Source organism: Microbacterium sp. MEJ108Y (assembly GCF_000834175.1).
Taxonomy (GTDB): Bacteria; Actinomycetota; Actinomycetes; order Actinomycetales; family Microbacteriaceae; genus Microbacterium; species Microbacterium forte.
Map to the genome: position 1 here is coordinate 70116 of NZ_JXQX01000007.1, position 11740 is coordinate 81855.

Genomic DNA, 11740 nt, shown 5'->3' on the forward strand with positions numbered 1-11740 from the left:
TTCGCGCTCTGCGTCCGCCTCACGCGGCCGTCACGGAATCGCGTTCCAGGAACGATGATCCCCAGTCCCACCGTGCTGCAGAGCCACGACAGATCCATGGAATTACTGGAAGGGCGGAGCGTTGTAAAGGGGGGTAATGGGTCATACCTCGGCGCTATGCTGAAATGACTCGCGCGCCCAGCGCACATCACACACCCTTCCGTAGCGTTGCGGACTGCGATCGTGCAATCCGGGCGCTCTCGAACAGTTGCAGAAGGGCTTCACAGTGTCGGAATTGCAGTGGGATGAGATCGACCGACGCGCGGTGGACACCGCGCGTCTTCTGGCTGCGGATGCGGTGGAGAAGGTCGGCAACGGCCACCCCGGCACCGCGATGAGCCTGGCTCCGGCCGCGTATCTCCTCTACCAGCGGGTGCTGCGTCACGACCCGACCGACACCGACTGGCTCGGCCGCGACCGCTTCATCCTCTCGGTCGGACACTCCTCCCTCACCCAGTACGTGCAGCTCTACCTGGGCGGCTTCGGCCTCGAGCTCGACGACCTCAAGGCGCTGCGCACCTGGGGCTCGCTCACCCCCGGGCACCCCGAGTACGGCCACACCAAGGGCGTCGAGATCACCACCGGCCCGCTCGGCCAGGGACTCGCCTCCGCGGTGGGCTTCGCCTACGCCGCTCGTTACGAGCGCGGTCTCTTCGACCCCGAGGCGGCCGCGGGCACCAGCCCGTTCGACCACTTCGTCTACGTGATCGCCGGCGACGGCGACCTCCAGGAGGGCGTCACCAGCGAAGCGTCCTCGCTCGCCGGCCACCAGGAGCTCGGCAACCTCATCGCGATCTACGACTCCAACCAGATCTCGATCGAGGACGACACGAACGTCGCCTTCACTGAAGACGTCGCGAAGCGCTACGAGGCCTACGGCTGGCAGGTACAGACCGTCGATTGGAAGAAGTCGGGCGAGTACGTCGAAGACGTCGCCGAGCTCCATGCCGCCATCGAGGCCGCCAAGGGCGAGACCTCCAAGCCGTCGCTCATCATCCTGAAGACGATCATCGGCTGGCCGTCGCCGGGCAAGCAGAACTCCGGCAAGATCCACGGATCGGCACTGGGTGGCGACGAGCTCGCCGCGACCAAGAAGGTCCTCGGATTCGACGCCGACGAGCACTTCGCGATCGCCGACGACGTCCTCGCCCGCACACGCGGCCTGGCAGAGCGTGCCGCCGAGAGCCGCGCCGCATGGCAGCAGTCGTTCGATGCGTGGGCCGCCGCGAACCCGGAGCGCAAGGCCCTCCTCGACCGCCTCGAGGCCAAGGAACTGCCGGCCGACATCGCCTCGGCGCTCCCCGTGTTCGAGAGCGGCAAGGACGTCTCGACCCGCGCGGCGTCAGGTCAGGTCATCAACGCCCTCGCCGCCGAGCTTCCCGAGCTCTGGGGCGGCTCGGCCGACCTCGCCGAATCGAACCTCACCACGATCAAGGACTCCAAGTCCTTCATCCCGGCCGAGTGGTCGACGCACGAGTGGTCGGGCGACCCCTACGGCCGTGTGCTGCACTTCGGCATCCGCGAGCACGCCATGGGAGCGATCGTCAACGGCATCGTGCTGCATGGCCCGACTCGCGCCTTCGGTGGCACGTTCCTGATCTTCAGCGACTACATGCGCCCGCCGGTGCGTCTGGCCGCCCTCATGAACGTCCCCAGCATCTTCGTCTGGACGCACGACTCCGTCGCACTCGGCGAAGACGGGCCCACGCACCAGCCGATCGAGCAGATCGCGACGCTGCGCGCCATCCCGAACTTCACCCTGGTGCGCCCTGCCGACGCCAACGAGACCTCAGCCGCATGGCTCGAGATCCTCCGTCGGCATGAGGGCCCGGCCGGCATCGCCCTGACCCGACAGAACATCCCGGTGTTCGAGCGCGGACAGGGCACAGCGGAGGGAGATGTCTTCGCATCGACCGACGGCGTCGCGAAGGGCGCCTATGTGCTCGCCGAGGCTCCGAACGGCACCCCCGACGTGATCATCATCGCGACGGGCTCCGAGGTGCAGCTCGCCGTCGACGCCCGCGCGGCACTCGCCGAGGAGGGCGTCAACGTGCGCGTCGTCTCCGCTCCGTCCCTGGAATGGTTCGAGGAGCAGGACGAGGCATACCGCGAGTCGGTCCTGCCGAAGGCCGTCACGGCGCGTGTCTCGGTCGAGGCGGGTTCCGTGCTCAGCTGGCGCGGCATCGTGGGCGACCGGGGCCGCTCGGTCGGCATCGACCACTTCGGCGCATCCGCCGACTACAAGACCCTGTTCCAGAAGTTCGGCATCACCACCGAGGCCGTCATCGCGGCCGCACGCGAGACCATCAAGGAGAACGCATGAGCACCCCCACCGCAGACCTCGCAGCAGCCGGTGTCAGCATCTGGCTCGACGACCTGTCACGCACCCGCATCTCCTCCGGCAACCTCGCCGAGCTGATCGAGACCCGCAACGTCGTCGGCGTCACGACCAACCCGACGATCTTCGCCAACGCGATCACCGACAAGAACAACACCTCGTACGACGCACAGGTCACCGAGCTCGCTGCGTCCGGCGCGACGGCCGAAGAAGCCGTCTTCGCCGCGACGACGCAGGACGTCGCCGCCGCGCTCGACATCTTCCGCCCCGTGTGGGAGAAGTCGGGTCACGTCGACGGCCGCGTCTCGATCGAGGTCTCCCCCGACCTCGCACATGACACCGAGGGCACCGTCGAGCAGGCCAAGAAGCTCTGGGCCAAGGTCGACCGCCCGAACCTGCTCGTGAAGATCCCCGCTACGAAGGCGGGCCTGCCGGCCATCACCGAGGCGATCGCGGCGGGCATCAGCGTCAACGTCACCCTGATCTTCAGCCTCGAGCGCTACGCCGAGGTCATCGACGCCTACCTGACCGGACTCGAGCGCGCGCACAGCGCCGACTTCGATCTGTCGAGCATCCACTCCGTCGCCTCGTTCTTCGTCTCGCGCGTCGACACCGAGACCGACAAGCGCCTCTCGGCGATCGGCACCGACGAGGCCGAGGCGCTCAAGAGCAAGGCCGGACTCGCGAACGCGCGTCTCGCCTACGAGCTCTACGAGCAGAAGTTCGCCGAGAAGCGCGCGCAGGACCTCATCAAGCTCGGCGCGAACACTCAGCGTCCGCTCTGGGCCTCGACCGGTGTCAAGGATCCGGCGCTGCCCGACACTCTGTATGTCACCGAGCTCGTCGCGAAGGACGTCGTCAACACGATGCCCGAGAAGACGCTCGAAGCGACCTTCGACCACGGCGTCGTCACCGGTGACACCATCACCGGTGGCTACGAGGACGCGCGAGCGGTGTTCGCCGGCCTCGAGGCTCTGGGAATCGACTTCACCGACGTGACCCAGGTGCTCGAGGACGAGGGCGTCGCCAAGTTCATCGACTCGTGGCACGACCTGCTGACGCAGGTGGCCGAGGGCCTCGAGGCGCAGCGATGACCTTTGCGATCCACGCCTCCGGCGCGGCTCGGGTCGCGATCGACGAGACGGTCCCCGCTCTCGTCCACGACCTCGTCGCCTCGCGTGTGACCGGCGGCGACGCGGCCCTGTGGGGCCCGGCAGCCGAATCGGAGGCGTCGATCCGCCTGGGGTGGGTCGAGGCGGTGTCCGTCTCGCGGCCCCTGGTCGCCGAGATCGCCGCCCTGCGCGCCGACCTGCAGGCGAAAGGTGTGACGCGCGTCGTGCTCGCGGGCATGGGCGGATCGTCGCTCGCCCCCGAGGTGATCGCCCAGACCGCCGGTGTCCCGCTGACGATCCTCGACTCGACCGCCCCCGGCCAGGTGCTCGCCGCGCTCGACGAGGGCCTGCAGAACACCGCACTCGTGGTGTCGTCGAAGTCGGGCTCGACCGTCGAGACCGACTCGCAGCGTCGCACGTTCGAAGCCGCGTTCCGCGACGTGGGCATCGATCCGCTCGAGCGCATCATCGTGGTCACCGACCCGGGCTCGCCGCTCGATGTCTCGGCTCGCGAGGCGGGGTACCGCGTCTTCAACGCCGACCCGAACGTCGGAGGACGCTACTCGGCGCTCACCGCCTTCGGTCTCGTCCCGTCCGGGCTCGCCGGAGCCGACATCGACGAGCTCCTGAACGAGGCCGACGCCTCGCTCCTCGAGGTCGCGATCGACTCCGCCGACAACCCGGCTCTCCGGCTCGCTGCCGCGATCTCCGCCACGTCGCCCCGCCGCGACAAGCTGGGTCTGATCACCGACGGCACGCACATCAACGGCCTGCCCGACTGGATCGAGCAGCTCATCGCCGAATCCACCGGCAAGGACAGCACCGGCATCCTGCCCGTCGTCCTCCTGCCTGTGTCGCCCGAGCTCGACGCGAAGCCGTCGGACCTGCAGATCGTGCGTCTGGTCGACGACGCGAACGAGTTCCACCTCCGCGAACGGCACGAGGGCGAGATCCTGGTCAGTGGATCGCTGGGCGCTCAGCTCGTCGTGTGGGAGTACGCGACGGCGATCGCGGGCTACCTGCTCGGCATCAACCCCTTCGACCAGCCCGACGTCGAGTCCGCCAAGGTGGCGGCTCGCGGCCTGCTCGACGCCCGTCCCGCGCCGACCGCTCCCGCATTCGTCGAGAACGGCGTCGAGGTTCGCGTATCCGACCCCGCTCTCGCGGCGTCCGGAACCGTCGAGGGCGTGCTCGACGCGCTGTGGGCGGCACTGCCGGAAGACGGATACGTGTCGATCCAGGCATACGTCAACCGGCTCGACGTCCCGCAGCTGCAGGGGCTCCGCGAGCTCGTCGCCGCGGACTCCGGTCGGCCGACGACCTTCGGTTGGGGACCCCGGTTCCTGCACTCCACCGGCCAGTATCACAAGGGCGGACCGGCGCAGGGTGTGTTCCTGCAGATCCTGGAGCGCACCGACGTCGATCTCGAGATCCCCGAGCGACCGTTCACGTTCGGCCAGCTCATCGAGGCACAGGCGGCCGGCGATGCCGGCGTCCTGGCCGAGCACGGCCGCCCGGTCGTCTCCCTGACGATCACCGATTCGTCGGCCGACGTCCTCACCCTCTTCGAAGCCGCACAGAAGTAACAGCCAGGAGAATCCCCCACTGATGTCTGTTCCCATCTCGCGCGGGCACAACCCGCTGCGTGACCCCGATGATCGCCGTCTCAACCGGATCGCAGGGCCCAGCGCTCTCGTGATCTTCGGTGTGACCGGAGATCTGTCACGCAAGAAGCTCATGCCCGCCGTCTACGACCTCGCCAACCGCGGACTCCTGCCACCCGGGTTCGCTCTCGTCGGCTTCGCCCGACGCGACTGGGAGGACCAGGACTTCGCCCAGGTCGTCTACGACGCCGTGAAGCAGCACGCGCGCACGCCGTTCCGCGAGGAGACGTGGGCGCAGCTGCTCCAGGGCATCCGGTTCGTCTCGGGCGAGTTCGACAACCCCGAGTCGTTCCGCAAGCTCCGCGAGACCGTCGACCAGCTCGACGTCGAACGCGGCACGATGGGCAACCACGCGTTCTACCTGTCGATCCCGCCGAAGGACTTCCCTCTCGTCGCGAAGCAGCTCAAGGACTCGGGCCTCGTCGGGGCGAACGACGATGACGACGAGCGCTGGCGCCGTGTGGTGATCGAGAAGCCGTTCGGCCACGACCTCGAGTCGGCGCGCGAGCTCAACGCCGCCCTCGAAGTGGCGTTCTCGGCCGACTCGATCTTCCGCATCGACCACTACCTCGGCAAGGAGACGGTCCAGAACATCCTGGCGCTGCGCTTCGCGAACGAGCTCTACGAGCCGATCTGGAACCGCAACTACGTTGACCACGTGCAGATCACGATGGCCGAGGACATCGGTGTCGGCGGCCGTGCGGGCTACTACGACGGAGTCGGCGCGGCGCGCGACGTCATCCAGAACCACCTGCTGCAGCTGCTGGCGCTCACCGCGATGGAAGAGCCGATCAGTCTGTCCGCCGAGCACCTGCGTGCCGAGAAGGAGAAGGTGCTCGCGGCGGTGCACGTTCCCGAGGACCTCGCACTCGCCACGGCCCGCGGTCAGTACGCGGGCGGCTGGCAGGGTGGCGAGCAGGTCACGGGCTTCCTCGACGAGGACGGGATGAACCCGGAATCCGCCACCGAGACATATGCCGCGATCAAGCTCGAGATCGACACCCGTCGCTGGTCCGGTGTCCCGTTCTACCTCCGGACGGGCAAGCGTCTCGGTCGACGTGTCACCGAGGTCGCCGTCGTGTTCAAGAAGGCTCCGGAGCATCTGTTCGGCCGCTCGAACACGTCGGAGCTCGGCCAGAACGCGCTCGTGATCCGCGTGCAGCCCGATGAGGGCGTCACGATCCGCTTCGGCTCGAAGGTGCCGGGCAACGGAACCAACGTCCGCGACGTCACGATGGACTTCGGCTACGGCCACGCGTTCACCGAGGCGAGCCCCGAGGCATACGAACGGCTGATCCTCGACGTCCTCCTGGGCGATCCGCCGCTGTTCCCGCGCCACGAGGAGGTCGAGCTCTCCTGGAAGATCCTCGACCCCGTGGAGGAGTACTGGGCAGCCGAGGGCGGCCCGGTCGACCAGTACGCACCCGGTTCATGGGGTCCGGCATCCGCCGACGACCTCCTTGCCCGTGACGGACGAGTCTGGAGACGCCCATGATCATCGACCTTCCCGACACGACCGTCAGCCAGGTCGCCAAGCAGCTCGTCAAGGTGCGCGAAGAAGGCGGCGCCGTCGCGCTCGGCCGTGTGCTCACGCTGATCATCTCGGCCCGCAACGGCGTGGCTGAAGCCGCGATCGACGCGGCCAACGACGCCTCGCGCGAGCACCCCATGCGCGTCATCGTGCTCACCACGGGCGACGGAGAATCGCGACTCGATGCGCAGATCCGCGTCGGCGGCGACGCCGGAGCATCCGAGGTGGTCGTCCTCCACGCCTACGGCGACGCTGCGAGCAACGAAGAGAGCCTCGTCACGGGACTGCTCCTGCCCGACGCCCCTGTCGTCGCCTGGTGGCCTGAAGAGGCGCCGACGTCGCCCGCCGGGTCGCCGCTCGGCAAGATCGCGCAGCGACGCATCACGGATGCCGCGACGGCACCCGACGTGCGCGAACGCCTCGCGCAGCTCGGCGAGACGCATGCTCCGGGAGACACCGACCTCGCCTGGACGCGTCTGACGCACTGGCGCGAGCAGCTCGCAGCCGTGCTCGATCAGCCACCGTTCCAAGAGGTGACCGCAGTCGAGGTGCGTGGCGGATCCGCCTCGCCGTCGACCGCGCTGCTGGCAGCATGGCTGCAGATGGCCCTCGACGTGCCGGTCAAGTGGTCGTACGAAGACCCGGAGCACTGGCAGGAGGGCATCAAGTCGGTGCGGCTGCACCGCTCGTCCGGAGACATCCTGCTCGAGCGCCCGACGCCCGGCGTGGCGGTGCTGACGCAGCCTGATCAGCCCGACCACGATCTGCACCTCCCTCGCCGCACGCTGCGCGAGTGCCTCGCCGAGGAGCTGCGTCGCCTCGACCCTGACGTCCTGTACGGTCGAGTGATCACCGAGGGCTGGGAGAAGCTGGGTCCGCCCGAGACAGGAGAATGATGTCGACGCAGACAGCATCCGCTGAGAAGCGGGTCGTGGTCGAACCGACGCCGGCGGCACTCGCCGCGAGCGTGGCCGACCGATTCCTGACGCGCCTTCGTGCCCGCACGCGCAACGGCCGCATCGCTCATATCGCCCTCACGGGCGGTTCGATGGGCGGCGCGGTCCTGCGCGCGACGCGCGACGACGCTCGGTCGGCTCAGATCGACTGGTCGCTGGTGCACTTCTGGTGGGGCGATGAGCGCTTCGTCGCTCGCGACGACGCCGACCGCAACGCCGTGCAGTCGCGGGAGGCTCTCCTCGACCACATCCCGGTTCCTGCGGAGAACGTGCACGAGGTCGCAGCCGCGGGCGAGGGTCTGACCCTCGACGAGGCTGCCGCCGCCTATGCTGCGGAGCTCGCACGCTACGGCACCGACGACCACCCGTGGCCATCGTTCGCCGTCTGCTTCCTCGGCGTGGGGCCTGACGGCCACATCGCGTCGCTCTTCCCCGATCGCGCAGAGGTCACGGTGACCGATGCCGCCGCTCTGCCGGTGCGTGACTCCCCCAAGCCGCCGCCTGAGCGAGTCACACTGACGCGACCGGTGCTGAACGCCTCGAAGCGCGTCTGGCTCGTTCTCACGGGCGCAGACAAGGCGTCGGCGCTCGGCCTTGCCCTCGCCGGTGCGAGCTACACGAACGTCCCAGCAGCCGGCGCCAAGGGTCGCAAGCGCACGGTGTTCTTCGTCGACGAGGCCGCGGCCTCAGAGGTCTCACCCGACCTGATCGATCCCGCCTACTGAGCCCGGGAGTTCAGGACTCGGGGTTCTTCCTCGGGTCGTCGCTGCCGCGTGGGATCCCAAGGTCTTGGCTGTCGCTCAGCACCTGAGGGTGATAGCGCGCGAGATTGACGACTCCCCAGATCGCGATCGCACCGGCGACGCCGAAGATCACGAGCACCCACGGTGGCGAGGCGGCGGCCTCGCCGAGCACGACCATGCCGATGAGCACGGCGACCATCGGATCGACGACCGTGAGACCGGCGATGACGAGGTCCGGGGGACCCGAGCTGTAAGCCGTCTGCACGAAGTAGGCCCCGACTGCGCCGGCAGCGATCAGCGCGATGACGCACACCAGAGTGATCCAGTCGAAGTCGCCGGCGCCGATGCGGCTGATCACGGCCTTGGCGAGAGTCGCGACGAAACCATAGAGAATTCCTGCGCCGATCACGTAGAACAGAGCGCGCATGCGATGACGAAGCACCAGCCAGCATGCCCCGAGCACGATGATGACGACGAGCAGGATCGCCAGGATCGTGAAGAGCTCGGTGTCGGTTATGCCCTTCTCCGTGGCGTAGATCGCCGCGAAGAAGACGAAGAGGAAGATGCCTCCCACACAGCAGACGATCGCGATGATCGACTTCCTGGTCGGCGAATGACCCGAGATTCGCGCGTTGAGCAGCGTGGTGATCACGAGAGCGATCGCTCCGAGCGGCTGCACGACCATCAGCGGGGCTTGGGAGAGAGCGGCGAGCTGACAGACGATCGCGAGACCGAGCATGAGAGTTCCGGCGATCCAGGAAGGGCGCGTGAACAGGCCCTTCATCTGGCTCATGCTCAGACCGCTGGCTCCGTCGGATCCGCTGAGCCGCTCCACTTTCTCGACGCCGCGGTGCTGGTACTGCGCGCCGAGCGACATGAAGACTGCACCCGCGAGTGCGAGGGGGATGCCGAGGAGCAGTTTCGGGTTCTGGAAGACACCGACCAGCTGCTCGGTGACGTCTTCCGCCCCAATCATCCATACGGAGATGCTCACGCTACGACCCTACCCGGCGATGCGCGCCGAGTAGGGTTATGGCGTGGCTGTTCTTCCTATTCGCATCATGGGCGATCCCGTCCTGCACTCCCCCGCATCCGTCGTCGAGGACATCACCGACGACATCCGAACGCTCGTCGCCGACATGTTCGAGACGATGGACACCGCTCCCGGCGTCGGTCTGGCCGCGCCCCAGGTCGGCGTGCCCCTGCGCATCTACACCTACGCATACGTCGACGACGACGACCAGCCGTGGCGCGGAGTCATCATCAACCCCGAACTCTGGATGGTGCCGCTGGAGCCCGGCGAGCCTGACGACGACCTCGAATCGGAAGGGTGTCTCTCGTTCCCCGGCGAGCGATTCCCGCTGCGTCGCTCCGAACGGGTGCGCGTCATAGGAACCGATCTCGACGGCTCGCCTGTCGAGATCTCCGTCGATGGCTGGCGTGCGCGCATCATGCAGCACGAGTTCGACCACCTGGACGGCATCCTCTACATCGACCGCCTCTCGGACGGCGACTGGAAGACCGTGCAGAAGATCGCCAAGAAGCGCGGATGGGGCAAGCCCGGCGCCAGCTGGGTCCCCGGCATCGACGATCTGGAAGGCTGACCTAACCTCTCAGCCCAGTCAAAGCGTTCTCGGAGTTGCATCACAGACTCGGAGCCGGATAGCGTGCTTGAGGCGGGATATCGATATGCCCGCTCACGAAGGCTCTGGAGGGGACGAAATGATGAAGATGCGCACGCGACGCGCACTGGCGCTGGCAGGTTCTGCCGTAGCGCTGTCGGTCGCACTGACCGGCTGTAGCGCGCTCAACGGAATTCTGGGCGGAGGCTCCGGCGACGCAGACCGCGACGAGGAATCCGGCCAGGTCACCGAGAGCGCGAACATCGACATCTTCTCGCTGAAGCTCGGCGACTGCAAGATGGCCAGCGACACCGGCCTGATCGAGGACGCCGACGTCGTGCCGTGCGACCAGCCGCACGACGAAGAGGTCTACTACGAGATCACGATGGACGACGGCGAGTTCTCGGAGGAGAACATCGACGCCGCTTCGCAGGAGTGCATCGGCGACGCCTACACGAGCTTCGTCGGCATCGCGTTCAACGACTCCGTGCTCGAGGTCTACCCGATCACGCCGACCCAGCAGACCTGGGACGAGCTGAACGACCGCGTCGTCCAGTGTGTCATCTCCGACCCCGCTGGCCAGACCACCGGCTCGCTCAAGGGCGCTGCACGTTGATCTGACTCGGATTCGCACAACGAGGCCCCGTCAACTCGACGGGGCCTCGTTCGCGTTCATGGAGGCGGCATTTCGCCCCGCTCGATGGACGCGACCGAGGACATGCCACGCAAAGGGAAAAGCCCCTCCGAAGAGGGGCTTTTCATTGGCTCCCCGGCTTGGACTCGAACCAAGAACCTGCCGGTTAACAGCCGGCTGCTCTGCCAATTGAGCTACCGAGGAATGTGCTCCGCTGCGCGGGCAACTCGTCAATCCTAGCAAACTCCGGACCCTGCTCGTGACACCGGCCGCAGGTCGGGCGTGTCGCCGGCGACCCCGTCAGTGCCCGGAATCCGCCTCGGCATTGGGAGCCCACAGCAGGTCCTTGCCGACGCCGCGGGCAACCACATGACCACCGCGCAGCATCAGGGTCTCGGCGTTGAGCTCGCGGATGAAATCGGCGTCGTTCGTGACCAGCAGCGCACCCATCCCCTGCTCTTTGCGCCGGCGGGTGATCGCGTCGAAGACCACTGGTCGCACCTCGAGGTCGAGGTTGGCGAGGATCTCGTCGGCGATGAGCACCCGGGGCTCGAGAACGAACGACCGGGCGATCGCGACGCGCTGGCGCATTCCGGCGCTGAGCTCATACGGGAACTTCGAGGCTGTTCCGAGAGGCAGGTGCAGCTCGTCGAGAAGCGTCGCGACTCGGATGGACAGGGCTTTGGTGTTCACCCGCTTCTCACGGATCAGGATCGGCTCGGCGATGACTTCGTTGACCGTGAGCTGCGGAGGGAGGTCGGCACCGGCCCCCTGCGGCACGAAGCCCGTGCGATAGGTGAGCAGGCGATGCTTGCGCCCCGGGCGGCGGATGTCGACTCCACAGACCTGCGCACTGCCGCCCACGACGCGCACGGACGGGTCGGTCGAACCCGCCAGGGCGGCGACCAGGGTGGACTTGCCCGAACCGGTCGGACCCGCGACGCAGATGAGCTCGCCCGGCGCGAGCGAGAAGCTGACCCCGTCGATGGCGCGGGTCGGGCCGCTGTGCCCGATGCGGTCGATCACCAGATCTGAGCTGTCGATCGCATTGGTCGATTCGGGCCGAGAGAACATTCCTCCATCCTGCCCTGCCGCGCCTGA

At 67.6% G+C, this 11740-nt stretch carries 10 protein-coding genes and 1 tRNA gene; 8 read left to right on the forward strand and 3 right to left on the reverse strand.

Annotated elements, in window-relative coordinates; genetic code table 11:
* Positions 1–265: 265 nt before the first annotated feature.
* The 6 genes from tkt to pgl are packed head-to-tail and all read left to right on the forward strand — an operon-like array spanning position 266 to position 8365.
* On the forward strand, positions 266–2362 hold the full coding sequence (tkt, locus tag RU09_RS03670; protein WP_042537773.1) for a transketolase: 2097 nt from the start codon (positions 266–268) through the stop codon (positions 2360–2362).
* Entirely contained in the window at positions 2359–3471 is a 1113-nt protein-coding gene (gene tal, locus RU09_RS03675) for a transaldolase (RefSeq protein WP_042537591.1), read from the forward strand. The genes tkt and tal overlap by 4 nt, the downstream gene beginning before the upstream one ends.
* Complete coding sequence (locus RU09_RS03680; protein WP_042537592.1) at positions 3468–5075, forward strand: glucose-6-phosphate isomerase; 1608 nt, start codon at positions 3468–3470, stop codon at positions 5073–5075. The genes tal and RU09_RS03680 overlap by 4 nt, the downstream gene beginning before the upstream one ends.
* A gap of 22 nt (positions 5076–5097) precedes the next feature.
* Complete coding sequence (gene zwf / locus RU09_RS03685; protein ID WP_042537594.1) at positions 5098–6648, forward strand: glucose-6-phosphate dehydrogenase; 1551 nt, start codon at positions 5098–5100, stop codon at positions 6646–6648.
* Positions 6645–7580: a glucose-6-phosphate dehydrogenase assembly protein OpcA gene (locus RU09_RS03690; RefSeq protein WP_042537596.1), complete on the forward strand. Its 936-nt coding sequence runs from the start codon at positions 6645–6647 to the stop codon at positions 7578–7580. Before zwf ends, RU09_RS03690 begins: the two co-directional genes overlap by 4 nt.
* Positions 7580–8365 (forward strand): 6-phosphogluconolactonase, encoded by a 786-nt coding sequence (gene pgl / locus RU09_RS03695; protein WP_197065948.1) that lies wholly within the window; start codon positions 7580–7582, stop codon positions 8363–8365. The genes RU09_RS03690 and pgl overlap by 1 nt, the downstream gene beginning before the upstream one ends.
* A gap of 10 nt (positions 8366–8375) precedes the next feature.
* Here pgl and RU09_RS03700 read toward each other — a convergent pair whose 3' ends face one another.
* Positions 8376–9359: a DMT family transporter gene (locus RU09_RS03700; protein WP_042537600.1), complete on the reverse strand. Its 984-nt coding sequence runs from the start codon at positions 9357–9359 to the stop codon at positions 8376–8378.
* Between the two features lie 61 nt (positions 9360–9420).
* On the opposite strand from RU09_RS03700, the gene def reads away from it, so the two are divergent.
* On the forward strand, positions 9421–9987 hold the full coding sequence (gene def, locus RU09_RS03705) for a peptide deformylase (RefSeq protein ID WP_079112949.1): 567 nt from the start codon (positions 9421–9423) through the stop codon (positions 9985–9987).
* A gap of 118 nt (positions 9988–10105) precedes the next feature.
* The gene (locus RU09_RS03710; protein ID WP_042537605.1) at positions 10106–10621 is read left to right on the forward strand and encodes a septum formation family protein; all 516 of its coding nucleotides are present in this window, start codon (positions 10106–10108) and stop codon (positions 10619–10621) included.
* 146 nt (positions 10622–10767) lie between these two features.
* Here RU09_RS03710 and RU09_RS03715 read toward each other — a convergent pair.
* Both RU09_RS03715 and RU09_RS03720 read right to left on the reverse strand, forming a co-directional pair.
* Positions 10768–10843, reverse strand: a tRNA-Asn gene (locus RU09_RS03715).
* Between the two features lie 96 nt (positions 10844–10939).
* Positions 10940–11713 (reverse strand): ATP-binding cassette domain-containing protein, encoded by a 774-nt coding sequence (locus tag RU09_RS03720; RefSeq protein WP_042537607.1) that lies wholly within the window; start codon positions 11711–11713, stop codon positions 10940–10942.
* Between the last annotated feature and the right edge of the window lie 27 nt (positions 11714–11740).

Excerpts from the sequence above, each read along its gene's own strand:
- RU09_RS03710 (WP_042537605.1), top strand. The coding sequence starts at position 10,106 with ATGATGAAGATGCGCACGCGACGCGCACTGGCGCTGGCAGGTTCTGCC.
- RU09_RS03690 (WP_042537596.1), top strand. The coding sequence starts at position 6,645 with ATGATCATCGACCTTCCCGACACGACCGTCAGCCAGGTCGCCAAGCAG.
- RU09_RS03700 (WP_042537600.1), bottom strand. The coding sequence starts at position 9,359 with ATGATTGGGGCGGAAGACGTCACCGAGCAGCTGGTCGGTGTCTTCCAG.
- tal (WP_042537591.1), top strand. The coding sequence starts at position 2,359 with ATGAGCACCCCCACCGCAGACCTCGCAGCAGCCGGTGTCAGCATCTGG.
- pgl (WP_197065948.1), top strand. The coding sequence starts at position 7,580 with ATGTCGACGCAGACAGCATCCGCTGAGAAGCGGGTCGTGGTCGAACCG.
- RU09_RS03720 (WP_042537607.1), bottom strand. The coding sequence starts at position 11,713 with ATGTTCTCTCGGCCCGAATCGACCAATGCGATCGACAGCTCAGATCTG.
- RU09_RS03680 (WP_042537592.1), top strand. The coding sequence starts at position 3,468 with ATGACCTTTGCGATCCACGCCTCCGGCGCGGCTCGGGTCGCGATCGAC.
- zwf (WP_042537594.1), top strand. The coding sequence starts at position 5,098 with ATGTCTGTTCCCATCTCGCGCGGGCACAACCCGCTGCGTGACCCCGAT.